Source organism: Niabella sp. (assembly GCF_030150205.1).
Taxonomy (GTDB): domain Bacteria; phylum Bacteroidota; class Bacteroidia; order Chitinophagales; family Chitinophagaceae; genus Niabella.
In genome coordinates this window covers 278,600-303,880 of sequence record NZ_JASLGT010000017.1, presented here as the reverse complement: position 1 = coordinate 303,880, position 25,281 = coordinate 278,600, and the positions used below count along the sequence as shown (strand labels likewise).

22 protein-coding genes and 1 tRNA gene are annotated in these 25,281 nt (G+C 46.0%); 10 read left to right on the top strand and 13 right to left on the bottom strand.

Annotated features, from left to right (window positions below):
• The 9 genes from Q1V85_RS15125 to Q1V85_RS15085 all read right to left on the bottom strand — a co-directional run bounded on the left by Q1V85_RS15125 (position 1) and on the right by Q1V85_RS15085 (position 11,032).
• Positions 1 to 1,542, bottom strand: coding sequence for a PepSY-associated TM helix domain-containing protein (locus Q1V85_RS15125; protein ID WP_300601290.1), 1,542 nt, complete (start codon positions 1,540 to 1,542; stop codon positions 1 to 3).
• A gap of 215 nt (positions 1,543 to 1,757) precedes the next feature.
• On the bottom strand, positions 1,758 to 4,307 hold the full coding sequence (locus tag Q1V85_RS15120; RefSeq protein ID WP_300601289.1) for a TonB-dependent receptor: 2,550 nt from the start codon (positions 4,305 to 4,307) through the stop codon (positions 1,758 to 1,760).
• A 592-nt stretch (positions 4,308 to 4,899) separates the two neighbouring features.
• Complete coding sequence (gene cysM, locus Q1V85_RS15115; RefSeq protein WP_300601288.1) at positions 4,900 to 5,772, bottom strand: cysteine synthase CysM; 873 nt, start codon at positions 5,770 to 5,772, stop codon at positions 4,900 to 4,902.
• Positions 5,773 to 5,914: 142 nt separating this feature from the next.
• Positions 5,915 to 6,721: a serine acetyltransferase gene (locus tag Q1V85_RS15110; protein WP_300601287.1), complete on the bottom strand. Its 807-nt coding sequence runs from the start codon at positions 6,719 to 6,721 to the stop codon at positions 5,915 to 5,917.
• A 298-nt stretch (positions 6,722 to 7,019) separates the two neighbouring features.
• Positions 7,020 to 7,511, bottom strand: coding sequence for a cupin domain-containing protein (locus Q1V85_RS15105; protein ID WP_300601285.1), 492 nt, complete (start codon positions 7,509 to 7,511; stop codon positions 7,020 to 7,022).
• Positions 7,512 to 8,193: 682 nt separating this feature from the next.
• On the bottom strand, positions 8,194 to 9,006 hold the full coding sequence (locus Q1V85_RS15100) for a hypothetical protein (RefSeq protein WP_300601284.1): 813 nt from the start codon (positions 9,004 to 9,006) through the stop codon (positions 8,194 to 8,196).
• Entirely contained in the window at positions 9,003 to 9,383 is a 381-nt protein-coding gene (locus Q1V85_RS15095) for a GntR family transcriptional regulator (RefSeq protein WP_300601283.1), read from the bottom strand. Before Q1V85_RS15095 ends, Q1V85_RS15100 begins: the two co-directional genes overlap by 4 nt.
• Positions 9,384 to 9,392: 9 nt before the next feature.
• Positions 9,393 to 10,187 carry a hypothetical protein gene (locus tag Q1V85_RS15090; protein WP_300601282.1) on the bottom strand — a complete coding sequence of 265 codons (795 nt, stop codon included), beginning with the start codon at positions 10,185 to 10,187 and terminating at the stop codon, positions 9,393 to 9,395.
• Between the two features lie 5 nt (positions 10,188 to 10,192).
• Positions 10,193 to 11,032, bottom strand: a complete 840-nt coding sequence (locus Q1V85_RS15085; RefSeq protein WP_300601281.1) for an ABC transporter ATP-binding protein — start codon at positions 11,030 to 11,032, stop codon at positions 10,193 to 10,195.
• A gap of 427 nt (positions 11,033 to 11,459) precedes the next feature.
• Between Q1V85_RS15085 and Q1V85_RS15080 the strand changes: the two genes are divergently transcribed.
• Entirely contained in the window at positions 11,460 to 12,281 is an 822-nt protein-coding gene (locus Q1V85_RS15080) for a hypothetical protein (RefSeq protein WP_300601279.1), read from the top strand.
• An 80-nt stretch (positions 12,282 to 12,361) separates the two neighbouring features.
• On the opposite strand, the gene Q1V85_RS15075 is transcribed toward Q1V85_RS15080, so the two are convergent.
• Positions 12,362 to 13,279, bottom strand: a complete 918-nt coding sequence (locus tag Q1V85_RS15075; protein WP_300601278.1) for a ClpXP adapter SpxH family protein — start codon at positions 13,277 to 13,279, stop codon at positions 12,362 to 12,364.
• Positions 13,280 to 13,349: 70 nt separating this feature from the next.
• Between Q1V85_RS15075 and Q1V85_RS15070 the strand changes: the two genes are divergently transcribed.
• From Q1V85_RS15070 to Q1V85_RS15050, 5 genes are all read left to right on the top strand, one after another.
• Complete coding sequence (locus Q1V85_RS15070) at positions 13,350 to 13,661, top strand: helix-turn-helix domain-containing protein (protein ID WP_300601277.1); 312 nt, start codon at positions 13,350 to 13,352, stop codon at positions 13,659 to 13,661.
• A gap of 423 nt (positions 13,662 to 14,084) precedes the next feature.
• Positions 14,085 to 16,331: an ATP-binding protein gene (locus tag Q1V85_RS15065; RefSeq protein ID WP_300601276.1), complete on the top strand. Its 2,247-nt coding sequence runs from the start codon at positions 14,085 to 14,087 to the stop codon at positions 16,329 to 16,331.
• A gap of 10 nt (positions 16,332 to 16,341) precedes the next feature.
• Positions 16,342 to 16,719 (top strand): response regulator, encoded by a 378-nt coding sequence (locus Q1V85_RS15060; RefSeq protein ID WP_300601275.1) that lies wholly within the window; start codon positions 16,342 to 16,344, stop codon positions 16,717 to 16,719.
• Positions 16,716 to 17,747: an adenylate/guanylate cyclase domain-containing protein gene (locus tag Q1V85_RS15055; RefSeq protein WP_300601274.1), complete on the top strand. Its 1,032-nt coding sequence runs from the start codon at positions 16,716 to 16,718 to the stop codon at positions 17,745 to 17,747. Before Q1V85_RS15060 ends, Q1V85_RS15055 begins: the two co-directional genes overlap by 4 nt.
• 107 nt (positions 17,748 to 17,854) lie before the next feature.
• Complete coding sequence (locus Q1V85_RS15050; protein ID WP_300601273.1) at positions 17,855 to 19,309, top strand: YitT family protein; 1,455 nt, start codon at positions 17,855 to 17,857, stop codon at positions 19,307 to 19,309.
• 351 nt (positions 19,310 to 19,660) lie between these two features.
• Here the strand turns inward: Q1V85_RS15050 and Q1V85_RS15045 are convergent.
• Positions 19,661 to 19,744, bottom strand: a tRNA-Leu gene (locus Q1V85_RS15045).
• Between the two features lie 381 nt (positions 19,745 to 20,125).
• Here Q1V85_RS15045 and Q1V85_RS15040 point away from each other — a divergent pair.
• The 4 genes from Q1V85_RS15040 to Q1V85_RS15025 all read left to right on the top strand — a co-directional run bounded on the left by Q1V85_RS15040 (position 20,126) and on the right by Q1V85_RS15025 (position 22,677).
• Entirely contained in the window at positions 20,126 to 20,923 is a 798-nt protein-coding gene (locus tag Q1V85_RS15040; RefSeq protein ID WP_300601272.1) for a universal stress protein, read from the top strand.
• Between the two features lie 143 nt (positions 20,924 to 21,066).
• Positions 21,067 to 21,243 carry a hypothetical protein gene (locus Q1V85_RS15035; RefSeq protein ID WP_300601270.1) on the top strand — a complete coding sequence of 59 codons (177 nt, stop codon included), beginning with the start codon at positions 21,067 to 21,069 and terminating at the stop codon, positions 21,241 to 21,243.
• Positions 21,244 to 21,457: 214 nt separating this feature from the next.
• On the top strand, positions 21,458 to 21,844 hold the full coding sequence (locus tag Q1V85_RS15030; protein WP_300601269.1) for a hypothetical protein: 387 nt from the start codon (positions 21,458 to 21,460) through the stop codon (positions 21,842 to 21,844).
• A gap of 83 nt (positions 21,845 to 21,927) precedes the next feature.
• Entirely contained in the window at positions 21,928 to 22,677 is a 750-nt protein-coding gene (locus tag Q1V85_RS15025) for a YoaK family protein (protein ID WP_300601268.1), read from the top strand.
• A 238-nt stretch (positions 22,678 to 22,915) separates the two neighbouring features.
• Here the strand turns inward: Q1V85_RS15025 and Q1V85_RS15020 are convergent, their stop codons facing one another.
• Both Q1V85_RS15020 and Q1V85_RS15015 read right to left on the bottom strand, forming a co-directional pair.
• A complete protein-coding gene (locus Q1V85_RS15020) occupies positions 22,916 to 23,974 on the bottom strand; it encodes a response regulator (protein ID WP_300601267.1) in 1,059 nt (352 codons plus the stop codon).
• A 28-nt stretch (positions 23,975 to 24,002) separates the two neighbouring features.
• A complete protein-coding gene (locus tag Q1V85_RS15015; RefSeq protein ID WP_300601266.1) occupies positions 24,003 to 25,196 on the bottom strand; it encodes a PAS domain-containing sensor histidine kinase in 1,194 nt (397 codons plus the stop codon).
• Positions 25,197 to 25,281: the final 85 nt, after the last annotated feature.

Sequence of the window (25,281 nt, the reverse complement as noted above, 5' to 3'; positions counted from 1 at the left end):
TTAAAACAGGTTTTTTGAGAGCAGGGCAATCGCCAGCACAAACGGGAGAAAAACGAGCAGTATGCCCAGCGATAACGAAAAATATTTCAGCAAGCCTTTTACCGGCTTTTTTAACAGCAGGAGTAACAGGCCTCCCATCATCAACACCAGCAATGCGATCACAACATTTACAATAACGGAAATACCGGTATATAACAGGGCAAACAAAGCCGGCTGAACCGGTATGCCGGAAATAAGGCCGTAAAGCAACCCTGCCAGCAATGCCGATCCCAGCAACAGGGCGCCATACTTCAATCCTTTTTTAAAGTGAACTAAAAAATAGCTTCCGGCAGGCAGTGCCCGGATCGCCTGTAATTGTTTTTCATTCTTAGATGGCCGCGGCGGAACAGCACCTTGTTTTCCCTGCTGCTTTTTGAACCGGGGCCACCAGACAATAAAGCCGGTTATAAACAATAGCAATGGTACAAGCCCTCCTAAAAAAGCAAGTATCCGGGTGGGCAGTCCGCCAAAGGTACCCAGGTGTAAAGGCACCAGCCAGGTGAGGTAACTATTGCCGATATTCGGAAAATCCGTTTCACTGTTTAACAGCAGTTTGCCGGTATACTGATCAATGCTCAGCATGATCCGGTTCCCTTCTTTCGATACGCCATCGGACCGCATATCGAACCGGTAAGCCGCTGTACTGTCTGCAGGATAAGCGATGCCCCGGATAACGGCATGTGGAAATTGCGCGCTGGCAACAGCAGCAGCTTCCGCCGGTGTAAGTGCCTTGCGGCCCGGTACCCATTCTGATTTTTGTGCGAAGATCTGCTGTACCGATTGCGGCGAACGGCCGGTAAGCATAAATAATAGCGCGATAAAGACGGGTCCGAATGTAAGCGCCAATCCCGTCAGCGACAGCATCACGATCACGGGTGCCGAATAAACGCCCAATACATTGTGCCAGTCATAGTTCTGCCGCTTCCAGCCGGACCTGAAATTTACCGTAAGTACCGATCGCCATTGTTTCCATTTCCGGTACTGCTGCGGCACCCATAAACGCAGTCCGCTGATGGTAAGGATCAGGAGGCAAAGTGTAGCCAGGCCTACGAGGTACTGTCCGGGCCCATGCATCAGGAGGTTGGTATGCAATTCGGTTACAAAACCAATAAACGAACTATGGTATAAGCGTTTTCCGGTTAAGGTTGCCGTATAGGGATTGATAAAAAACTGTTCTTCCGTGGTAAAGTTATAGCAGACATAACTGATATTGGGATCGTTTTCCTTTGGCAGGAATACATAGTCTACTTTCTTGCCCGGATACTTTTGCGGCACCAGCGTGGCGACCGCTTCGATCGGATGCCGCCGCTGGTGTTCCATAGCCCGGAACAGGTCTTTATTCAATGCCTGATCGATCTCATCAGCAAAAACGAGGATACTGCCGGTAAGTCCAACCACGCAAAGTATTGCACCGGCAATGATCCCCAGGTACAGGTGCCATTTTCCAAACCAGCGTTTCTGGTGAACGGCCCATTTCAGTCGTTTATTTTTTTGTTCCATCATATTGAACTTGTTGCAACTTTCTGATAGGTCCTGGCCGATGTTCGCCAATCTTTTGCGCTGACTTTCGCAGGAAACGGATCTGCAGGATCTGCGATGTATTTAATCTGCCTCAAATCAGCGGGGAAACGCTGCTGCATGTTTCCCGTAAAAATTCAAACAACGTTATTATTAAAAAAATGACCATTCTTAGAAAACGGTCACCGGTATCATAACGGTTAAAACTTATAGGCAATGGTTCCGATCAGCTGCCGCGGCATCTGCGGTATAAAATTGGACCAGCCTTTCCAGTATTTTTCATTGCCCACATTATTCACCTTTAGTCCCAGGCGGTAATGTTGACGATCGTAGGTCAGGTGTGCACCCAGTATGGTGGCTGCCGGCAGTACCAGTTTGCCATCAATATTACTGTTCACCGCGTTGGATTCCCCGGAGTGATTCAGACTGAAACCCACTCCCAGCCCTTCCAGGGCCGTTTTGGTAAACGTGTAGTTGGTCCAGAAATTAAAGGTATTGTAAGGCCCCGCCGGAACAGGGCGCAGGCCGTCTACATCCGCATCAGCCTTTTGCATTTTACTGTCGTTATAGCCATACCCAAAGAGCAGCGTCCAGCCTTTATAAGGATTCGCCAGCACTTCTACCTCAATACCCTTGCTACGCTGTGCTCCGTCCTGGATGCTGAAATTGGGATCTGCCGGATCCTGGCGCACCACATTTTTTACAAGGATATCATAATAGCTGATGCTGCCGGCGAGCTTATTTTTAAGGAGGGTATATTTGATTCCCACTTCTTTTTGATTGGCTTCCTCCGGTTCGAAAGCAACACTATCCCTGCTCAGCCCAAACTGGTTGGTAAACCCGTTCTGGTAGTTTGCAAACAGCGACAGCTGGTCTTTGACCGGCATAAAGACCAATCCGAATTTGGGAGAAATTTTCGTTTGTACCGGTTTTACCCTTTCAGCAATGGCGCCTTCCTGCTTATTGTTGAACCGGTCTACCCGCACACCCGCCGAAACGATCAGCTGATCCGTAATGTTGGTGATATTATTGATATAACCACTAAATACATCCGAATGCTGGATATAGGGGCTTGCGTTCACATTCCCTCTTGTCTGGTAAGCATTGTCGATATTCGGTTTATTATAAACAAGACCCGATCCGGATCTGCCATTGACATCCACCACGTCAAAAAGATAGGGATATGGTGCTACGCCATGTAATAATCCGCTGAAGTAATAATAGGTAACATCGGAGCGGTACAATAAGTAGTCAACGCCCAGAACTGCACGGTTCCGCAGGTTACCAAATGTATAGTCCGAAACAAAGTTTTGCTGTATATCGAGGGTTTTGGTACTCCCCACGGGTTTCCAAACCATGCGGGCAATACTGTCTGTACCCGGGACTCCAAAATCAGGTGTACCGCCGGCCAGCGAGCGGAGCAGGTTGGCCGGATAATTGGGAAGCAGGTACTGGAAAGCTGCATACCCGTTATTGTGGCTCAGGCTATAGGTAAGGGCTGTTTGGGAGGTCCAATGACCCGATAACCGGTAACTGGCATCTGCAAAAAATGAGTTGGTATTTGTTTTGGAATATACATCGTTTGAAATGAACGACCGGTTATAATCCAGTTTCAGTTCGTTGATTTTATCTGTTCCATAGGCTTCCTTCAATGTTTTTGGGGCCCGGGCCATTATGCCGTCGGCCATTTCTTTAGGTAACCGGGCGTATAACATGGAGCTCAGCAAACCATTAATGGTACTGGGTGGCAGGATGAACATAAAATTTCCCCCGTTGCTGTTGCCCCTGGAGCCTACGATCTCCGCATCTGCATTCAGCGTAAAGCGGTCATTGGGCCGGTAAATAAAGGATGGCGCAATAATATAGCTTTGCTGAAAGCCTGCGTCTTGCCAGCTATCCTGTTTCTGTCCCGCCACATTCATCCGGAAAGCCATTTGGTCTTTCTTCAGCACCACGTTGGCATCGGCGGAGGCGCGCATAAAATTATACGAGCCATAGGCGATATCCACATAGCCCCCGTTATAGAAGTAAGGCCGTTTGGTAATCCGGTTGATCAGTCCTCCGTAAGAATTTACGATACTGCCAAACAGGGTACCCGAAGGGCCTTTCAATACTTCAATACGGTCCAGGTTTGCCATTTCAACATTTGTATTCACAATATTGGGTAACCCGTTCCGGGCCTTGGTGGTGGTTTGAAAGCCACGGCTCACAAAAATAGAACCGCCATCCGGACGGTTGGTCGCGTCCCAGATCTTGGATACGCCCGTTGCATTCTTCATGGCATCTTCCAGGCTCATGGCGATCTGTTTTCTAAGGATCACATCCGGGATGGCTGTAACCACCTGCGCATTCTCCAGGTTTGCAAGCGGCATCTTGTTCGAGTATACACTTGCGCGGTTCATGATCTTGTTGGTTTCAACGATCACTTCGCTGAGTTGTCGGGAAGTTTCGTGAATGCTGAAATTGAGTTCCAAATTGGTGCCGGGGTGTAAAAAAACGGCTTTGCTTTCCCGGGTATCGCCCGTAAAAGAAAGCTCCAATGTATATTCCCCGGGCTTAATATTTTTTATCCGGAACAAGCCGTTCTCATTGGAGACTGTTCCCCATTTGGTATCTTTGAGCACGATGCTGATCAATGATACGGGCTGCCCATCGGCGGTGGTCACTTTCCCATAGATGGAAGCTTCCTGTGCACATAAAAACAAAGCGCTACTCATACAAAACAATACCAGCACAAACTTCTTTATCATATCCTTTTTATTTAAAATCAGGACGCAAATGTAGCTGTGGTTTATGCGGAGGCCGTTTCGATATCCGGAAAAAGAAGCGGGCTATTTTTTTTCCGGATTGCGCAAACGCTGTAGGGGAATTTGAAAATTTGAAGATGTGGGAATGTCAAATAGCTGTCAGTCTTCAGTTTTCAGCTATCAGAAGATATAACTGGGGAATTTGAAAATTTGAAGATGTGAAAATGAGTCAATAGTAAATACTGCAACCACACAGCAAGTCAGGGCCGGAGAAGTAAACAGAAAGGATGATTATTTCATCATGGGTCTATGGGATCGCAAGGGTGAATCATTTTGTAACGCTGAAAGCCCCCAGGTCTCCCCGGTCTGCATGTCCCCCCCAAAGGCAACAATGAATGGTCAATAGATCAACAAGTATCAAACGAAATCTAACCTTAAACAGCTTTCAGCCGTCAGTTTTCAGCTATCAGAAGATATGGCTGGGGAATTTGAAAATTTGAAGATGTGAAAATGAGTCAATAGTAAATGCTGCAACCACACGGCAAGCCAAACGAAATCTAACCTTAAACTTGAAACCTGAAACGCGTAGCTTAACCTATCCAAAAAGGGTACTGCTCAAATACCGGTCGCCGCGGTCGCAGGCAATAAACACAATGGTTCCTGCTTCTATTTCAGACGCAAGCCGTAAAGCGGCAGCAGCCGCACCCCCGGTGCTCATACCGGCAAATACGCCTTCATCCTTCGCCAGCCGCCGGGTGTATTCCGTGGCCTCCTGTTCGGTAATATCCATTACCCGGTCTACCCGCTGTGGCTCAAATATTTTAGGCAGGTAGGCTTCCGGCCATCTGCGGATACCCGGTATAGAGGCTTCCTCAGTGGGCTGACAACCGATGATCTGCACACCCGGGTTTTGTGCCTTTAAGTAACGAGAACAGCCCATAATGGTACCGGTGGTACCCATGGCGCTTACAAAATGAGTAATAGTGCCCCCGGTATCGTTCCATATTTCAGGACCGGTGGTTTTATAGTGGGCACCCCAGTTATCCGGATTGGCAAACTGGTTTAAAATAAAGGCTTCTCCCCTTGCAGCTTTTTCTTCCGCATAATCGCGGCAGGTTTCCATACCCGTTAGCAGGGTTACCCGGGCACCAAAGGCCTCCATCGTCAGCGTACGTTCACGGGTAGAAGTGTCGGGCATTACCAGTTCCAGGTCCAGGTCGTAAAACCGGGCGATCATCGCCAGCGCAATACCCGTATTGCCACTGGTAGCTTCCACCATTTTATCGCCGGGTTGAATATCACCCCGGTCCAGCGCAGATGCAATCATATTCAGCGCGGCCCGGTCTTTTACACTTCCGCCCGGGTTGTTTCCTTCCAGCTTGGCGTATATTTTAATGCTGGGATTACTGTTGAGTTTTTTTAATTCCACCATCGGCGTATGGCCGATCAATTCCAGTAAAGAAGCCATGTTTTTATAAATTCTATATCGTTAAATCTTACAAAGAGTTATCAGTTCTCAGTTTTTAGTTTTCAGTTTTTAGTTTTCAGTCTTCAGTTGCCGCTGATAGCTGATAACTGATTGCTGATAACTGATAGCTGATTGCTGATAGCTACCCCAGCACGTCCTGCTCTACCAGGTCAATTGACGGACGGTGGTAAACTTTTGAATTGGGCGGAATACTACGTGTAAGCCACACATTCCCTCCCACAATACTGTTGCTGCCGATTACCGTATCGCCACCCAGGATGGTAGCATTGGAGTAAATCACTACACCATCTTCCACCGTCGGATGCCGCTTCTGGTCCATCAGGCTCTTGTCTACACTTAAAGCGCCCAGCGTAACCCCCTGGTAAATTTTCACATGATCACCGATCAGCGTCGACTCTCCAATCACCGTACCACTGCCATGGTCGATGCAGAAATAGGCCCCAATGGTAGCCCCTGGGTGAATATCGATACCGGTAATACCGTGTGCATGTTCTGTGAGGATCCGCGGCAAATGGGGTACCTGCAGGGTAAGCAAGGCATTGGCGATCCGGTAATAAGCAATAGCAAAAAAGCCCGGGTAGGCCCTGATCACCTCAAAGCGGGTTTTAGCCGCAGGATCGCCCGAAAGGATTGCTTCGATATCTGTATTCAATAAACGGTACAGTTCGGGTAGCCGGTGAAAAAAATTACGCGCCTTATTGGAGATCTGCTTACAGGTATCCGTAACTACAAGGATCGATTCCAGCTCCTTCTGCCGGAGGCCGAACTTATGCTGCACTTCTTCGGTACTGATGGGAAAACAATCAGCACGCTCTGGAAACAATAAACAAATCAACGCATCTGCCCAGGAAGAAATCACCTGGTTTGGAGGCACAACGGGCACACCTTTCTGCGATTCAAATATCTGTTGATAAAAATTCTGGTCCATAATCACCTGATCATACCCCACAAATCTACCATAATAATTAAAAACCAGGGCTAAAAAAAATATAAAACCGGAATGAGCCGGCTTTCCACAGCTTAAACCAGCAATGAGTTGTTTAATAAAATCACAGGTTGCAATATACCTGAAGAAAAGTAAATCCTGGTAGATCCTGCATTTGTGATGACATGCATCTGATGTTTGTATTTCATAAGTTAAGCCGCTCTAACAAAACCCGGAGCGGCTTAACTCGTGCACGTTGGTATTATTGTGTTACTCAACGACCGGATAATTTTTAGCGGCTTTAGCAGGCTTCCACTGTTTCCCCGGGAGATGTAACCCCATAAGTGGCCAGTGTTGCAACAAATTGCCGGATCAGTTCAGGCGCCGGTGGTTCGGACGGTACAGGAGGCAATTGCAATTCCGGTGCAGGGATACTAAATTCAGCAAAGAAATCTTCCAATCCGCCCGGTTCGATCAGGATGATACATTTTGCCGTTTCGCTTTCGAGTGTAAAGCCGTGTTGTACGTTTGCCGGTAGATAAACACAGTCTCCCGGCCGGGCCTCAAAAACCCGGTCGCCGACAAAAAAACGCATGTCCCCTTCCAGGATATAATAGGTTTCGCTTTCCAGTGCATGGATATGTGGTGGCGGCTCAAGCCCCTTGCGGATGGTGGCCTCAAGAATGGAAAATTTACCCCCCGTTTGTTTTGCCGTTACCAGCCAGGTAAATAAATGCCCCATGTACCATCTCGAATTGTCTGTTGTTGCAGTAGATTTAAAAGTTTCCGTCATAAAATGTTTTTTTTTGTGAATCAGGCCAGGTCAGGATCCTGCGTCTGGTTTGAAACACAAAAATAGACCAGGCTAAAAACGGGCGGAAGCCCCCACTGTCTGAAAACGCTATATTAAGGTATCAGCTGATCAAAAGAAATACTGATCTGATTTTACAAAAGTCAGCATCGCCTTAAATATGCATCTACGGCGATCATCACGAAATATTTCCCGGATGAACAAACCCGCCAAATGCTTCGGCTTCATTTTAGGGTATCGTGGCGAAAATCTCCGGCAGTTCATCGAATAATAAAAACACAGGCGGATATCTGTATTATTTTTATCACGGTTTAGAGGGCTTAAGAGGGCTACGGGATCTTTCCAGATCATTGTATTCCCTCTTATTTTTTTGTACGTAGCGCCCATTTATTTGCTGCGTTGGTCACCGAAACACTGAAGCATTGAATAGCTATGCACCCCTATTTAATGCCGTCTCCTTGAGGTTTTTTATAGTTGCCGCATATACGCTGATTGCGCCTGCAGTACCATCGCTGAGATATTCTGGAATACAGCTAAAGCCGCGGTTCAATTTAACCGCGATGGTTTATAAAAGGAATCTACGATACTTTTCCAGGCGCTGCGTTCTCAGCTATCTGCCGCTTTAAGAAAACTACATTGTATTTCTAAAGGTTAAACAACGGCGCTACTTATTTGCTTTTTTCAACGCATCTCCGGATACAACGATGGCAGCACTATCCGCCAGCTGTAATTTCAGGTTCCCCACCTGGGCATGGCCGATATCCAATATCGAATGTCCCTGCATGACGGCATTCACAGAACGGATAGAGAAGCTTTCGTTGAAACTGTTCTGAGCCGCTGCCGGTGTAAAAAAGAATTCATTACCATTTTTTGCTTTAACCCTGATGGGCTGCTGTGTTTCGGCTGGCGGGGCGGCTTTCTTATAATCGGGCGATAGTTCAACCGTTACGGAGGAAGAATCGCTCCCGTACACATTTACAGTATCCATTTCCTGCAGGGTCTCGATCTCAAACCTCGACTTGCCGGTAATCGTTGCAGTGATATACTTTTGCTTTAGCTTTTGCATTTCGAAATTGGTATTATGACCGGTAACGGACAATAACTCCGGTGAAAAGATCCGGACGGGCGCAGCATTTTGCAACCAGAATTTCTCATAAGGATTTGCAGGAACATGATCAAAGTTAAGATACAGGGTATCGTTTTTTATACTTGTATTTATTTTACCGTCATACTGGTTGATCCATTCCTGCAAAAGCCGCACCGATGGCTTATCGGCCGGCTCATAGAAAATATGTGTACCGTTTCCACCGGTAATGTGAAGGTGCCTGAAGGGCTGTTCTAACACCTTTGTATAGGTCCAGTACAGATCCGTTTTATCTACCGCATCATATTGTTGTTTTAAGATCATATTGGATGAAAGTAAACCCGCCATCAATACAATTAAAATAAAACACAGTATTCTTGTTGTTATCTTCATAATTTATTTTTGAAATGTTCCTGTACAAATTTGTCGAACATCGGTTTTAATTCTTTCAGATCTATTTTCAGTAAAAACAGGCTCCGGAAAAATACCGGCAGCTCGTTTTCTATGAACTGCTCGCGTTTAAAATGAAGGATCCGTTCATGGGCGTCGTCCTCTATAAAATATCCCACACCTCTTTTGTTGCTGATAATATGCTGTTGCTGCAAAAGATCATAGGAACGCTGAACAGTGTTCGGATTTACCTGTATTTGCATGGCCAGTTCCCGGATGCTGATCAGCCGCTCACCCAGCTTCCATTTTTTTAACAGGATCTGTTCACAAACGTATTCTGCGATCTGTATATATATTGCGGGGTTTTCTTTAAATTCCATGTATGTTCATTAAAATTCCTTTTCCCGGAACCGGATCAATGGTAAAAACCATAGCCCGATGGGAAGAACGAAAGCCAGGCCATAATAAAAAATATGCTGCCACCTGGTTGGCAATGCCAGTGTTCCGGTTTCCTTACCAATTGAAAGCGATACACGATTGTAAGGCGCCGCATCCTGCACATGTTGAAATAACAGGGTTGCCATTACCCAATTCATTCCCATAATAAGAAGAAACAAGACTGTAACCACAATCGCCGTTTTTATAAAAGCCGTTTTATTAAAATAAAGTCCTCCTACAAACATAGCGCCCGTATAAAACAGGAAAAAACCATATATCCGCCACGCCACGATGTTATTCAGATCAAAGGTATAAACCCGTTCATATTGCTGTTTGTAAAATACGGAATTAGGGTCGAGGCTGCTATGATATACCGAAACAAAAACAACGTCGGTTAAATGATACACCAGCAAAAAAATAACCGGGTAAAAAATGCCGGCGATCAGAATACCGCTTAGCCATTTTTCAACATACGATACCGGCAACGTAAGATAAGAGCAGCCAATAGCATTCCTGTTAAAATACCCAAAAACGAAAGAGGCCAGAAAAGGGGTGCCAATGGCCAGCCCAAAGAAAAAAGTAATTTTCTGGGCCGCGTCAAACCCTGCCATCTTTTTAACAATCGCATACAGGATCACCGATAAAACCAGCAATAAGGCAGCAACCCCAATGGTTTGCATCGGTTTTTCCGCAATTGTTTTTCTCAGCAGCAGTGCGAATCGTTTTGCATTGAATAGATCGCTCATAAAATTTATTTGGTATTAAAAATTGATTTTGCCTTTTCCGGGTTTCCTGTAATGGCGTTGAACAAATACTCCAGGTTTACCTGTGTGGTATCCTTCTGTTTATTTTCGGTTACCACAGCATATCCCCGCAGTGTCTGTTCGGCATACAACGGTTCGTTTTCCGGCAGGAGCTCATCCACGATCCTGAAGCTCAATTTATGTTCAATTTCCGCAAGCGATGCCTGTAGCAGCAGCTCCCCGTTATCTACAATGATCACATGATCGATCAGGTTATCCAGATCGCGTATCTGGTGGGTAGAAATAAAGATCATTTTATCTTCCGTAAAAACAGAGGCGATCAGTTTCCGGAACCGGATCTTTGAAGGAATATCCAGCCCATTTGTTGGCTCATCCAGCAACAGGATCTTTGTATTACAGGCCAGCGCAAAAGCAATGATAAACTTCTTTTGCTGCCCAAACGAAAACGTATTGAGCTTGCCCTTATCCTGAACCTCCAGCTGTTCCAGGTACGAATGAAATTGTGCTTCATTAAAGCCCGGATAAAATGGCGCAAACAATTTTTTATAGCCCTCCATCGTCAATGGCGGCACATATACTTCCTCCGGTATAAAATAAATCGTTTGCAAAAACGACGGCGTTCTTTTCCGGGGTATAAAGCCATTTACGGTAAGTGTACCTTGGGTAGGAAACAGCAACCCTGTAAAATTTTTAAGCAGTGTCGACTTCCCCGCCCCGTTCTTTCCCAGCAACCCGTAAATACTTCCAACCGGCAGGTTCAGGTTCAGGTTTCTATAAAGCGGCTTTCTTTTTTTATATCCGAAGGATAAGTTTGCTACCTCGATCATAGTGTACTAGTTAAGTAATACACTAAGTTATAGACTTTCTTTTTCCTGAAGAAATTTTTTTTGGGGAAACCTCCCTGCCGACGTCTATCGCCACACCGGTATGTTGCCGGCTTTGTTATTTTAAATAGCATGCAAAACAAAAGCCAGGGTGAAGACCCCGGCCGGAACTCTAAGTTTTAATCTTGTTCAATTGAATGTGCAAATTATTCAATATTTCAATAGCCCCGTATCACGAATTTTAGTGACAAACTCCGTTTCCTTTATCGCCCTAAAAAACCGCATTTCCGGGATAACCGGGAAAACTCCGGGCAGCAAACCCGATCTCCCGCTCCTTTTTCGAAAAAATTTTCATTTGAAACAGGTAACAAAATATGCCCCCGGTTGATCTCCCTGTAAAACATACAATTCATCCAAAATCAAATCTATTATGAAAAAGTTTTTACTTGTTGCCCTGGTTGCAGCAATCACTACAAACGCCTTCGCACAATCCTCCACTCTTGCTTCCATTGACGGCGGAGCCAACAACAGCGCCGGACAAAACCGGTCTGCCAATTTTGGCGAAAAAGTGGCCGGCGGTCTTCAGGCAGGCACGCCGGCTGTGGTAACCGGAGTCTCAGGCATTGGCGGAGGTACAAAATCCGGCGGAGCTGTTTCATCTTCCTACGCGGCAGGCCGTTTGTCTATGACACCCACCACTACTAAACAAACACAGGGTATGTCTTTCGGAGAAAAAGTGGCGCAGGGCATGACGTCTGGTAATAGCAACAGCACGTTAACGGAAGCCGCTAACCAGGCCAGGCCGGGTACGCCCATCGGTGGCATCGTGGTTAAAGGCGGCAAAAATCCCGGTGGAAATATGCTGGTTACTATAAGTAATGAAAAGGGGCTGTTTGAATTAAACAACCTGGCACCGGGTAATTACCGGTTTACACTTGTCATACAGGAAACCTCACAGGGAAAAAGTATCTCCGAAAAGGGGGTTAAACGCGCCGCGCCAGCAATGGCAGATCCCGGTCAGCCCATTAAAGGAATCATCGTTAAAGGTGGCAAAAATCCAGGCGGCGCTATAACGCAGCTAAGGGTCAGCCAAAACGGTGAGATCGGGTTTGAAGTCCTGGAAGCAGGCAGCTACCAATTCCTGATTCAAACCGGAGATGACCTCAATGAAAATAACACGGATCCGGAAGCGGCGAAAGTTGTTGAAAAAGCGACCTCCGGTTTAAAAGACACGTTAAAAACGAATGTGTAACAAGGCAAAAATATAAAGAAGTAATCCAGATCCTGCAGCTGTCAATTTGGATTACTTCTATAAGTTACATTCAGATGATACTACGCTATCACGTTCTTTATCCAGATCGAGCCGTTCTTAGTGGTCTGCTTTTCTAAATCACCTTTTGCACTCCGTTCATTCAATTCGTCCTCACTGTCTTTCCTGGACACTTCCGCTAATATGGAAAATTCTTTTGCCGTCAGCGACGCGTACTTGGAAAAAAGTGCCGCCCAGTTTTTATCATATGTAGTCCTGGCGGCAGCGGGATGCAGCTTTAACACGGCCGTTTCATAAACCGAATAAGGTTTTGTTCCATATACCATTTCCCGGTTACCCGGGGGGTCTATAAAGAACATGGTAGGAAAGCCCCGCACGCCCAATGTTCTGGCCAGGTTCAGGTCCTCTTCAAAAAGCACTTTCGCCTTACCTTCAAAATCGGTTTCCAGTTGTACAGCATCCAATCCAACTTTATTAGCAGCAGCTGCTATATGTTCCCACCGGGTGATGTTCTTTTTTTGCAGGAAAACCATTTCCCGGATCACCCTTAAAAACAACACCGCTTTTTCGTTGCTTTGCATTTGTGCCGCCTTAAACGCGATGGACGGCGGATAGGAAGAAGCCAGCGGATCCTCCAGCCAAACATCTCCGTCAATCGGCATATCGTAGTAAACACTTACTTCGTCCCAATGATGCGCTACATCTGAAGGTTTGCTGATGCCACCGCTGTTATAGCTCCAGTCGGGCAACAAACCACCCATGCGGTATTCAATTTCAATACAATCCCCGTACTCCAGTTTCAGCTTTCTTAACTGCGGTTCAATGCCCCAGCAGGACGAACAGATCGGGTCGGTAAAATAAATAACCTTAACCGGTTTTTCCGCCTTCAGAACCGGCACTTCTTTTTCAAACGTCCCGGCAGGTATTGCGCAAACGCCCGTTTCCGGGTCGCACAAAAGCGGGTTATTTTGCTGTTCCATCGCTTAATTTGTTTTTATCTTTGTACAAAGTTGCGGAGTATCCCAATCACCGGCAATAAGTCAGGAATTTATGACTACCTCAAATTTGACACAAGACGCAGAAACCTGCCCGGCACAGGGGCTTTTAAAGTCATTGTCCGGCAAATGGAAACCTGAAATATTCCGTTTGGCCGTTGATACGCCTTTACGGTTCAGCAGTCTGTTACGTCAGATCCCCGGCTCTAACAAGCAGGCGTTATCGATGGCATTAAAAGAGCTGGAAGAAATCGGCTTATTGGAAAAAATAGTGATCCGGCAAAAACCATTACATATAGAATACCATTTAACTGAAAAAGGGCAATCCCTGGTTCCTGTTTTCCGGCAGTTGGAAGGGATTCTATAGAAGCTCAGTATTATGCAGCTGCGCCGTAACAACTTTTGGGTGTACGGCTTCCCCTTACCCTGCGCTTTCAATGGTTAACAGCCTACAAAACGGCACAAAGGCCACTATCATTACTGCCCACCCCCGATCGCGCACGGGTTCGCCATCCGGTCAAATAGCGGTGTAATGCCCCGTATCATTGCTCCTGTAACCCATTTACACCAACGGATGAGCATCAATCAAAATCAGCCGCGTAGAAAAAGGAAGGCTTTTCCTGCGAAATCTGTCATTATAAACAAATTAAAGTTATCTTTAACGTTAGTATGAAAAGGGATGCCGGAATTATTTAAAAACAACCTTTTTAAATAGCTGCCATGCGCATCTGTTGATGGTTACCCATGGGGTTAAACCATTCAGCACATACGATTTTAAACCAACCAAACTATGCAGCTTGTCATTGCAGCCATTACTATTCGTTTGAAGCAACGGCTAAAAACGATTTGCGTTTTCCTGCTGTTATTGCACGGCGCTTTCACCTGCGTTCATGCCCAGCTACAGGGAAAGCCAAAATTAGATTCGCTGTTCGCCGCATTGCACCAACACAAAAGAGAAGATAGTACCAAAGCCAATTTGTTAATTGAAATTAGCGGCACGTATTATGATATATGCCTGCAACATCAAGACGATATTACACAACAAACGGATTCTATACTATCTTATGCCCGGCAGGCCATACAACTGGCTTATAAACTTGATTTCAAAAAAGGGCTGGTCACCGCATTCAATATTGCCGGAAATGGTTATTATTTGAGAGCTGATTCTACCAGCGGCCTTGATAATTATCGCCGTGCGCTTGCCATAAATGCACAAATAAACGATAAGGAGAAAGAAGCAGCCCTATTGGGCAATATCGGGAACCTCTACAAAATAACATTGAATTATCCTGAGGCATTAGCGTACTACCACAAAGCACTGATAATTTATGAACCGATGAACAAAAAAGAACGGGTCGTTTGGGTACTCCGTGGTATCGGATCGGTATACGTTTCTATGGGCCAATCATCGAAGGCTTATGTATACTTTGAGAAAGCATTGTCATTGTACATGGAGCTGGGCGACAAACGCAATGCCGCAGATATGTACCTCCTGACGGGAAATATCCTCATGAATGAAAAAAAGTATGAGGAATCTCTAAAAAAATATAATGCATCGATTCAAATACTAAAGGCGCTAAAGGATGAAAAAGGTCTGGCAGCCGTCTATGCAAATGTTGCTGTAGAATACCAGTTAATGGCTGATTATCCGGCTGCGATAAAATATTATGACACCTCCTATTCGTTAGCTAAAAAGCTGAAGGATAAAGGTAGTGAGCTATTGTATCTGAAGGATATGGGGCATCTCATCATGACCGCTCCCCAACACGTACTGGCCAACCTGGGCATTTCCCCGGCAAAGCGTTACCGAACCGCTCTTGACTATGAAAAACGGGCCATGGACATTGCCGTCACAAATAAATATGACGAGGGCAAACTGACCATCTGGGAATATATGACCCAGGCCTATGAAAAGCTGGGAGATTATAAGTCGGCCTATACAAGCCTGGTGGCAGCCGTTAACCTGCGCGATAGTTTGCAGAAGTTAGATCAGCAGGGTGATGTGGCTAAAAAAGAAGCACAATATATTTATGATAAAAAAGAAGCGGCAGCCAGGGCCGCCCAGGAAAAGAAAGATGCCCTTACCCGGCTGGAAATACAAAAGCAAAAAACCGTACGGAATGGCCTTATAGGAGGAGCCGTGTTACTGTTACTACTGGCGATGATTTTATATAATAACAATCGCCGCAAACAAAAAGATAAACAGAAAATTGAAAAAGCTTATGCAGACCTGAAAGCCACGCAACAGCAGTTGATCCATTCCGAGAAAATGGCCTCGCTGGGTGAACTGACCGCTGGTATTGCACACGAAATTCAGAACCCATTGAATTTTGTCAATAATTTTTCAGAATTGAATGTGGAACTGATCGATGAAATGAAAGCAGAACTGGCAGCTGGTAATACGGACCTGGCAAACGAGATTGCTGATGATGTAAAAGATAATTCCGGAAAAATAAACGATCATGGGAAACGGGCAGATGCCATTGTAAAAGGAATGCTACAGCATTCCCGGTCGTCGACCGGGCAAAAAGAACCTACAGACATTAACGCCCTGTGTGACGAATACCTGCGCCTGGCCTATCACGGTTTACGTGCCAGGGACAAATCCTTCAATTCAAAATTCACAACCGATTTTAGCCCGGCCATCCGTAAAATAAATGTCGTTCCCCAGGACATCGGAAGGGTGATATTGAACCTGCTTACCAATGCTTTCTATGCTGTAAACGAAAAAAAACAACACCTGGCGGGCAAAGCCGGTGAAATGCCCTACGATTCTGAAGTAACCATAAAAACCGTCGCTGTCAATTTTTCCGGAATCCCGGGAATAGAAATTAATATCTCGGATAATGGCAGTGGCATACCGCAGCCGGTTATTGAAAAAATCTTTCAGCCATTCTTCACTACAAAACCCTCCGGCCAGGGAACAGGGCTGGGTCTGAGCATGAGTTACGATATCATTAAAACAGCCGGCGGAGAACTGAACGTACAATCAAAAGAGGGCGAAGGAACCACGTTTACCATATACTTACCATTATAACAACTGAGTTATGAAGATTCTTGTAGTAGATGATGAAACAGACATACGTACGCTTTTTGAACAGCGGTTCCGAAAAGAAATCCGCTCCGGAACAATGCACTTTGCCTTTGCGCATTCGGGCGAAGACGCCCTGGGCTATCTCAATAGCAATGTACAGGAGGCCCTACTAATTCTGTCCGATATCAATATGCCCGGCATGAGCGGCCTGCAACTGCTGGAGTATATCAAACAACAATATCATAAGCCGCCACCCGTAGTAATGATGATTACAGCCTATGGAGATCCGGATAATTATAACCGGGCAAAGAAACTGGGGGCTGATGACTTTTTAACCAAGCCCGTAGACTTTACGGTATTAAAAGAAAAACTAAAATTCCTTGCATCATGATAAAAATACTGGTAGCCGATGATGAAGCGGATCTGGAGACATTGATCCGGCAAAAATTCCGCAGGCATATACGTGAACAACGCTACAATTTTGTGTTTGCGGCCAATGGGAATGAAGCGCTGCGTCAATTGAAAGCGCATCCCGATACCGCTATTGTACTCAGCGATATTAACATGCCGGAAATGGATGGACTAACCCTGCTTGGCAAAATCGGAGAATCCAATCCCCTCACCAAAACAATCATGGTTTCCGCTTATGGTGATATGGATAATATACGAACCGCTATGAACAGGGGCGCCTTTGATTTTGTAACCAAGCCGGTGAACTTCGACGACCTGGAGCTAACCATGGAAAAAACGATCCGGCATGTGTTCCAGCTAAAAGAAACCCTGCAGGCGATCAAAGAAAACAATATTCTCAAAATGTATGTGGATGCCAGCGTGCTCAACTTCATGGGCACCCGGGAATATGAGCACTCGTTAACAGATAATGAAAATGTAGAAGCCTCCGTAGCATTTGTTGACATTTGCAGCTTCACATCCATCAGCGAAAAAGAACCACCCGACACTGTAGTAAAAATGCTCAACCGCTATTTTGACATGATTTCTAAAGAAATCATTGCGCAAAACGGTATCATCGACAAATTTATAGGCGATTGTGTAATGGCCGTATTCAAAGGCGAATATCACCTGGATCGTGCCGTAGACGCCTGCCTGTCGATAAGAGATCGTATTAATACACTTCCGGAGGAGCACGATTTTTCGCCAAAAGTTTCCATTGGCATTAACAGCGGAGAAATGATCTCCGGCAATATAGGCTCTGCAACATTACGACGGTTGGACTATACCGTTATCGGCGATGCCGTTAATACCGCCCAGCGCATTCAGAGCGTCGCAAGCCGCGGCCAGGTAGTGATCAACGAGTACTGTTACCACAAAATAAAACAATCATTTAATTGTGCCCCCATCGGGGCCGTGGCCTTAAAAAACAAATCGGAAGCAATGATGCTTTATGAAGTGCTTGATTAATGGAGTCAACACAAAAGCGACGCTATCCCTTTCTTTGTACAAAACGATTCCGGCACATACGACGCTTTCCTATGGAGAATGCAATCATCATCAACAAAAACACAGGCATGCTATATCAAAACGCACACGACTTTATCATCAAAAAACTAAAGGCGGATCTTCCTGATTATATTACCTACCATACTGCGGAACATACACAGCAGGTAATAACGGCAGCAGCCGAACTGGCGTTGGAAGAAAAGATTACCGGCGATAACCTGATCCTTGTTAAAACAGCAGCATTATTTCACGATACCGGCTTTTTAGATCACTACCACCATCACGAAGAACGCTCCTGTAAAATAGCCCGCCAGCATCTTCCCGGTTATGGCTATACCGCGGACCAGATAGAACAGATCTGCGATATGATTATGGCCACCCGTTTGCCTCAAACACCCATTAATCACTTGTCAGAAATTCTCTGCGATGCAGACCTCTATTACATAGGCACCGAAAGTTATTATCATAATGCCGCAAAACTCCGCCAGGAGCTCACATCCACACAAACGCCTGAAAGCGATGAGGACTGGCTATTACAGCAAATCAGTTTTTTGTCCGCACATCGCTTTTTTAGCGGATCCGCAAAAAAGAAACTCCAGAAACAAAAAGAACAAACACTGGAGAACCTGCAAAAACAGTTGCAGCAAAAAAACAACCATCATCCCGAATCAGGAAGGCAACAAGCCAAAGATCTTTTACTGGCCATATTGGGCGCCGCCATCGCGGCAACGGCGTTGAAACTGTTCCTCGTGCCCAATCATTTTTTTGATGGCGGCATTACAGGTATATCCCTGCTGGCACACGAAGCCACGCATTTCAATCTCGGATTGCTGATTTTGCTGCTCAATCTGCCACTTATAGGAGTTAGTTATTTTATGGTAGGGAAAAAGTTCGCGATCCGCACATTATGTTGCGTTGTACTGCTGGGCGTCTTCCTGCTCCTGATTCCCAATCATCCTGTTACGGCAGATAAACTGCTCATTTCCATTTTTGGCGGGTCCTTTTTAGGCATAGGCATTGGGCTTATTATGCGCGTTGGCGCCGCGCTCGATGGCATAGAAGTGCTGGCGCTATATGCGCTACGCAGGACATCGTTCACCATTACTGAAATTATTCTCGGTATCAACATCCTCATATTCACTATTGCCGCCTTCAAATTTGGAATTGAAACGGCCCTATATTCCATCCTCACTTATTTTACCGCGGCCCGTTGCATCGACTATGTGGTGGAAGGTATACAGGCCTATACCGGCGTAACCATTGTGTCCGGAAAAAATGAAGCCATTAAGTTTCAACTGGTCAATCAAATGGGCAAAGGCGTTACCGTGTACAAAGGCGAAAGAGGCTTCTTACCCGGAAGTTACAATATCAGCACAGATTGCGATATCGTATTTACCATCATCACCCGTCTCGAATTCCGGAAACTGAAGAACCTGGTTTATGCGATAGATCCGCAGGCCTTTATTTTTACGTCTGCTATAAAAGAAGCGGATGGGGGAATACTGAAACACCGGAAACATTAATAATCCCTTTATCCCTGCTGAAATAGAACAGACCATACAAGAATCGCAAAACCATTCTTTTTGCCGGTGACCGGTCCCGTTCTTATGATTTTGTAACCCGTTCCTTTCCGGATAAATGGACAACAGGTTTGCATCGCAGGCCCGTGAGGTTTATACCAGGTTCAGAAAGCAGCTTCCGGATGATGTGTCGGCTTATTTTTCCAGGATCATTCCTCTACAGACCGCGAGCAAAAGGAGAAAAATATAAACAACTATCACTGTCCGGTAATCAGACCCTGTATTTAATCTTAAAGGGGATACTCAGGGGCATAAAAAAGGGCTGCAAGTTACTACTTACAACCCTTTTTCGGGTGCCCGGGACTGGATTCGAACCAGCACATCCTTGCGAACGCTGCCACCTGAAGACAGTGCGTCTACCAATTTCGCCACCCGGGCATTTATCTGCAGATCGTTCATACGGTTATTGAATTCCGGGATATTTCCGGGTATCAAACACAACGATCATGTGGATCAAATTTAAGAACTTACTTGCTTTAAAGTGCCGTTTCCGGATCACTGCCTCGGCAGGGGTTGCAAATATAGGTAAAATTCAAGATCCAATAACTAAATGAACCACTTTTTTTAAAAAAATATTGTCGCAGTGCGAGAGGGATCTCAGGCACCCCCGGTCCTGCTTTCTGCAGCTTTCCATTCCGGAGGTTTTGACCGCAATCATCCCACGAGCCAATAACCGTCATTGCGGTGGACATTTTTTAAACCGTAGTTTGCAGAAAATAGAAACGACACCGGTCTCCGGCGGAACACAAACGGCATTTTATGAAAAAGATACTTTTTGTATGCGACGAAAATCACTACTCACCTGCAGCATTTGAATGGATCAAAGCGCTGCGCAAGCAGGAGCCCTTGCTCGTAAAAGGTCTGTTTTTTAAAACAGGCAATGTACCAGGGTCCATGCATCCGGCTGCCGGCGATGCAGAAAATACCCTCGGCTTCAGCAGCAGGGATCCGGAGCATTTTATAGACCAGTGCCAGAAGCACGGCATTTCCTTTTATGCGGTTGAAAAAAACAAAATCGATTGGCAAAAAGCCTTCTGGGAGGAGGAAACCCGGTATGCGGATCTGCTGATCTTTAGCCAGGATTTATTGTATGCCGGCACAAACGGCAGTCAGCCCAACAGCTACATGCAACAACTCCTGCGCTGGGCAGTTTGTCCGGTGATCTCCGTACCGGATAACGCTGTTCCTCCGGAACACCTGCTGGTGGCCTATGATGGCAGTGCGCAAAGTATGCAGGCCTTAAAACAATGTTGCTTATTGTTTCCCCATTACCGGGAACTGCCGGTGCGGATCGCTTATGTAAAGGAAGAAGACAGTAACAATATCCCCGGGGTTCAGTTATTAACCGAATATGCCGAAGCGCATTTTACAAACGTGAAGATCCAGAAACTGCACTGGGACTCCGATAAGCATTTCAGCACCTGGGTGGGATGCTTCCGCAACCCGCTGCTCATCAGCGGTGCATTCGGACGATCGGCCCTGTCTACGGCTTTTAAAGAAAGCTTTGTTACAAAAATTATTGCCGATCATGTGGCCCCTGTTTTTATGGCACATTAACCGGCAACGGCCGGTCCGGGAATGCCTCGCAACCCTGTACCGGGAGCCGCATCCATGACAACGATCAGCGGGAGCCCTAATCCTCCTCATTGCCCTGGCGCCCCGGTAAATCTATTTTAGCATTTTATATAAAACGAACAGCAATGAAAACAGATCATTTGCGGAACGGAGACCACACGGCCTATCCCGGAGGGTTTGTCTCCGCCACCTACGCCGGCAGCATCACCGAAATGATGCGGTCCGCTGATGCGTTAATTCCAGGAGTAAACATTACCGGACTGAACCGCGGTTATATAACAAGATCAGCGGCCGGCAGCTGATGTCTTTTATCGCCCGGGATCACAGGCAGCTCGTTCATAACTCCTATACAATATACCTTCGTAATGAAATATCAATCCTGTTCCCCCGTTCCAAAAGCGTTGCGGGAGCGTACAGCCAAACCAATTGCTGCTATGTAAGCAGGCCGCTGCCCGCTTCAACCAGCCGTGTTCTATTGAACATGGCTTTTACTACTAAAAACGTTTTTTTAATAATATGGACGACCCGAAATTTCAACAGATACAATATGAATGCGATACCTGGAAAAGGGCGGTAACGTTCATGATGGAAGAATCCGTCATTATGAAAAACCGGTTGTCTGAAGTGTTAAGAACACATTTTAACCGGAACCTCCTCGAAGGCATCGAACTCCTGCTCAACAAGCTTATCCGGAATGACGAGCGGATCGGTATCTTCCGAAGCGACCTGGTCCTGTTGAACGAATCCGGTACCGGCTACCTCGCGGAACAGGATGAAAAGCTATTTGAAACCCGGATCCGTGTATTGCACAACGATCTGCTTCAGATGGAAAAACAATTCGCCAAACTTAAATCCGAATTCAACCAGTATTTACTGGACCAGATGAAGCGTTCGGCAAGTTAGAAGAAATAGACTCAAAAATTGCCGGAGCACCTGTTATTTGTTACATTGGGCTTTTATTTTATAACTGTTATCGCATACCTGTTATGTTCAGACACAAAGGAAAGGCACGCCGGCCCGTTCATAACCTCAAACTGGCCTCGTTGTTGTCATTCGTAGCAGGCATTGTAAATGTGACGGGCTTTTTTGCGGTGAATGTACTTACCACCAACGTAACCGGGCATTTTGCTTATTTTTCCGACAACATAATAAAGCGGGATTTTGAAAACGCAGGCGTCTTCCTACTCTATATATTGGCCTATCTTTCCGGAGCGTTTGTATCCAATACCCTTGTGGAAGCTACTCAAAAAATCAACCCGCGTTATACCGACGCCATTCCCGTATTTACAGAAATCATCTTGCTAACCGGTATTGCGCTGTTGCCCCCCAACACCATTCACCACTTTGCGCAACTTGTTGCCGGCATTCTCTTATTTACCATGGGCCTTCAAAATGCCATGGTTACCCGTATCTCTAATGCCGTGGTACGCACCACGCACCTTACAGGGTTATTCACCGACCTGGGCATTGAGCTTTCACAACTGTTCTTTTACCGGAAACCCGATCAACAGCATAAATTAAAAGCATCGGTAAAACTGCGTTTTGCCATCATCAGCTTTTTCTTCCTGGGATGTGTAACCGGCGGCATCGGGTTTACCTGGTTCCATACCCGGGTCCTTTTCCTAGCTGTGGCCATCCTGTTTACCGGTATTATTTACAGTGATATCCGTTACAGGGTCCTGCTGCTGAAAAAGAATTTATCAGGAGACAAACCCCTGTCATCTCACCGGCCGTAAGGCCGCCAGGAATCATCTTTGCGTTAAACAGCAATCAATGCCGTTTCCTTAAGCAATTTTATGGTTGCCGCAGATACGCTGATTGCACCTGCGACGCTTTTATCAGACGTTACTGCTGTTAAAACCGATACCAAATCTGCGCAGTTTGTCACGCCCCGGGCGTGATCTGCGGCTAAGAAAACGACATTGAAACGCCAATGCTAAAAAGGGGTACCCGCAGCTGGCAGGAAGTGCGCCATCAGTTGAGCAGGTTCTCCAGCTTTTTACGGTTTAAAATAATGATATGTCCCTCCCGGATATCGATCAATTTTTCACTCCTGAAGTCACTCAGCGTACGGATCAGCGATTCCGTAGCTGTGCCCGCGATCGCCGCTAATCCCTCCCGGCTGATCGTAATGGCAAAGGCATCCTCTTCCTCCTCCCGGTATTTTTTTTCGAGTAACAGCAATGCATCCGCTACTTTTTTCCGTAGCGAATTATAGGCCAGCCCCAGTAACTGTTCCTCTTTGGCAGAAATATTCTTTGCCAGCAGCCGGATAAACTTTTGCGCAACGATCCGGTTATGATCGATCAACTCGGTAAACTCTTCTTTGGGAATAATGGCCAGCTCCGATTCGTCCAATGCCGCTGCCGTATCCTTATAGGCCGTTCCTTCCAGCAGTGCAATATACCCTAAAAAATCACCGGCACTGTAAAGCGCGGTGGTCAACTCCTTGCCATCGTCATTCGTACGATACGTCTTTACCTTTCCTTTCAGTACATAATACAAACGGGCCGGATGATTGCCTTCGGTATAAATAACCTGCTTTTTCTTATACCGGTTCGTGTTCCGGTTCTCCGTCAGCGCCGTCAGTGCAGCCTTATTATCGGAAAGCTTCAGCAACTGCTCCAATCCGTTCAGGTCTGGCGAAAACTCCTGTTTCAACAGGTCCGTTTTCTTAAGCCGCCCATCCACTGCACTCAGCAATTCCGTACCGCTGAATGGCTTGGTAATATAGTCATCGGCCCCCAGCTCCATCCCCTTCCGGAAATCACTGCGTTCTGTTTTAGCCGTCAGGAAAATAAAGGGCACATTCCGGATCGATTCATTCTTTTGAATGGCATGCAATACGCCATACCCATCCAGCACCGGCATCATAATATCACAGATGATCAGATCGGGAACATGCGCAATGGCCTGCTCCACTCCAACCTTGCCGTTTTCGGCTGTAATGACGGTATAGTTCGACAGCTCCAGTATCTCCGCAGTATTGTTCCGGATATCATCATTATCTTCAATCAGTAATATTTTTTTCATCAGATCTACCTCTTTCTGTTATCGCCTTTTATGCTGCCACAATATGGTTGTTAAATGTAATAATAAACTCCGTTCCCTGGTCGAGTTCGCTGGTACATTTTATCGAACCGTTCATCAATTCCGTATACTTTGAAATAATATGCAATCCCAGGCCGGTACCTTGTATATTACCCGCATTGGCCGCCCTGAAAAAACGCTCCATTAGATGTTTTTGATCTTCTTTTGAAATGCCGATGCCATTATCCTTTACCGAAAGCGACATCGTTTTCGCATCACAGGATGTTTCAATGATAATATGACCGTCTTCCGGGGAAAATTTACTGGCATTGGACACCAGGTTCATCACAATATGTTTCAGTAACGAAGCATCCAATTCGACCACCGGATCACCTTTATGATGATACACCAGCTGCTGGTTCTTTTTTAAGGTCACTTCCATTTCCCGTACCACACCGGATACCAGTTCCCCGATGTCGAACCGCGTAAACCGCACCTGGATCTTTCCTTCCTCAATTTTGCCCACGCTCAGGAAATCATTCAGGATATCGGTGAGCAACTGTACGGAAGATACGATGCGCTGCAGGTGCTTTTCCCGCCGGGGCTGCTCTTCCGTGGTTGTATACCGTTCGATCAGGTAAGTAGACGAAAGAATCGTACTCAGCGGGGTACGGAATTCATGAGAAGCAGTGGTAACAAACCGCGACTTCAGCTCCCCCAGTTCTTTCTCCCGCTCCAGCAGCTTTGACAGATCATCCTTCGACTGCTCCAGGTCCTGCATGGCAGCCGTAAGCTCACGGGTACGCTGTTCTACGGTAGACTCCAGCTTGTTGTTCAATTCTTCAATTTCTGCCTCTGCCTTTTTCCGGATGGAAATATCACTGATAAAGGCAATAATGAATTGCTTTCCTTCATCCTGGTAATTGCTCAGACTCACTTCTACCGGAAATTCACTTCCATCCTTTTTGACCGCAAACAGATCCATGCCCACGCCCATCGGCCGGGCTTTGGGATGATGTGTATAGCCGTCCCTATGTGTCACATGCCGGTTGTGATACCGGCCGGGGATTAGTAACTCAATGGGTTTATGCAGCAACTCTTCCAGCGAATAACCAAACAGGGCCAGTGCAAACGGGTTCGCCGATTGTATTTCGGCCGTATTGTCTACCACTATAATACCCATCGAAGCCTGGTTAAAAAGGGCCTCATACCGGTAACTGTTCATGTTTTTATGTTCAGAATCCACCATCCGTAAAAAACGCTATGCTGTCTGTATAGCTCATAAAGGTAACAAAATAAGGCATTTGAAA

What these genes read in the sequence shown, in the direction of transcription:
- Q1V85_RS15125 (WP_300601290.1), bottom strand. Translation starts at nt 1,542, where the DNA reads ATGATGGAACAAAAAAATAAACGACTGAAATGGGCCGTTCACCAGAAA.
- Q1V85_RS15120 (WP_300601289.1), bottom strand. Translation starts at nt 4,307, where the DNA reads ATGATAAAGAAGTTTGTGCTGGTATTGTTTTGTATGAGTAGCGCTTTG.
- cysM (WP_300601288.1), bottom strand. Translation starts at nt 5,772, where the DNA reads ATGGCTTCTTTACTGGAATTGATCGGCCATACGCCGATGGTGGAATTA.
- Q1V85_RS15110 (WP_300601287.1), bottom strand. Translation starts at nt 6,721, where the DNA reads ATGGACCAGAATTTTTATCAACAGATATTTGAATCGCAGAAAGGTGTG.
- Q1V85_RS15105 (WP_300601285.1), bottom strand. Translation starts at nt 7,511, where the DNA reads ATGACGGAAACTTTTAAATCTACTGCAACAACAGACAATTCGAGATGG.
- Q1V85_RS15100 (WP_300601284.1), bottom strand. Translation starts at nt 9,006, where the DNA reads ATGAAGATAACAACAAGAATACTGTGTTTTATTTTAATTGTATTGATG.
- Q1V85_RS15095 (WP_300601283.1), bottom strand. Translation starts at nt 9,383, where the DNA reads ATGGAATTTAAAGAAAACCCCGCAATATATATACAGATCGCAGAATAC.
- Q1V85_RS15090 (WP_300601282.1), bottom strand. Translation starts at nt 10,187, where the DNA reads ATGAGCGATCTATTCAATGCAAAACGATTCGCACTGCTGCTGAGAAAA.
- Q1V85_RS15085 (WP_300601281.1), bottom strand. Translation starts at nt 11,032, where the DNA reads ATGATCGAGGTAGCAAACTTATCCTTCGGATATAAAAAAAGAAAGCCG.
- Q1V85_RS15080 (WP_300601279.1), top strand. Translation starts at nt 11,460, where the DNA reads ATGAAAAAGTTTTTACTTGTTGCCCTGGTTGCAGCAATCACTACAAAC.
- Q1V85_RS15075 (WP_300601278.1), bottom strand. Translation starts at nt 13,279, where the DNA reads ATGGAACAGCAAAATAACCCGCTTTTGTGCGACCCGGAAACGGGCGTT.
- Q1V85_RS15070 (WP_300601277.1), top strand. Translation starts at nt 13,350, where the DNA reads ATGACTACCTCAAATTTGACACAAGACGCAGAAACCTGCCCGGCACAG.
- Q1V85_RS15065 (WP_300601276.1), top strand. Translation starts at nt 14,085, where the DNA reads ATGCAGCTTGTCATTGCAGCCATTACTATTCGTTTGAAGCAACGGCTA.
- Q1V85_RS15060 (WP_300601275.1), top strand. Translation starts at nt 16,342, where the DNA reads ATGAAGATTCTTGTAGTAGATGATGAAACAGACATACGTACGCTTTTT.
- Q1V85_RS15055 (WP_300601274.1), top strand. Translation starts at nt 16,716, where the DNA reads ATGATAAAAATACTGGTAGCCGATGATGAAGCGGATCTGGAGACATTG.
- Q1V85_RS15050 (WP_300601273.1), top strand. Translation starts at nt 17,855, where the DNA reads ATGCTATATCAAAACGCACACGACTTTATCATCAAAAAACTAAAGGCG.
- Q1V85_RS15040 (WP_300601272.1), top strand. Translation starts at nt 20,126, where the DNA reads ATGAAAAAGATACTTTTTGTATGCGACGAAAATCACTACTCACCTGCA.
- Q1V85_RS15035 (WP_300601270.1), top strand. Translation starts at nt 21,067, where the DNA reads ATGAAAACAGATCATTTGCGGAACGGAGACCACACGGCCTATCCCGGA.
- Q1V85_RS15030 (WP_300601269.1), top strand. Translation starts at nt 21,458, where the DNA reads ATGGACGACCCGAAATTTCAACAGATACAATATGAATGCGATACCTGG.
- Q1V85_RS15025 (WP_300601268.1), top strand. Translation starts at nt 21,928, where the DNA reads ATGTTCAGACACAAAGGAAAGGCACGCCGGCCCGTTCATAACCTCAAA.
- Q1V85_RS15020 (WP_300601267.1), bottom strand. Translation starts at nt 23,974, where the DNA reads ATGAAAAAAATATTACTGATTGAAGATAATGATGATATCCGGAACAAT.
- Q1V85_RS15015 (WP_300601266.1), bottom strand. Translation starts at nt 25,196, where the DNA reads ATGAACAGTTACCGGTATGAGGCCCTTTTTAACCAGGCTTCGATGGGT.